This is a genomic window from Bacillus sp. SIMBA_005 (genome assembly GCF_046535585.1).
GTDB lineage: Bacteria > Bacillota > Bacilli > Bacillales > Bacillaceae > Bacillus > Bacillus pumilus.
Genome location: NZ_JAWRWI010001311.1, coordinates 1 through 229 on the forward strand (window position 1 = coordinate 1; position 229 = coordinate 229).

Here is a 229-nt window from a genome sequence, read left to right on the forward strand (position 1 = left end):
CGTCGCCTCTGTCCGCGTGCTACCGCGTCCGAATCGACGCTCCAGAGCGCCCTGGAAGAGGGTGAGCACCCCGACCATCAGGAGATACCAGAAGGTCGCAACCACCAGCAGCGGGATCGTCTGATATGTGCGTGCGTAGATGGTTTGTGCAGTGTTGAGCAGTTCCGGTAGGGCGATGACACTCACGAGAGAGGTGGTCTTCAGCATGCTGATGGTCTCGTTCCCCATG

Annotated in this window: 1 pseudogene; it reads right to left on the reverse strand. The window is 59.8% G+C overall.

From position 1 onward, the window contains the following. Positions 1 to 207: pseudogene (locus SB660_RS24320) on the reverse strand (hypothetical protein); the annotation flags it as partial. Positions 208 to 229: the final 22 nt, after the last annotated feature.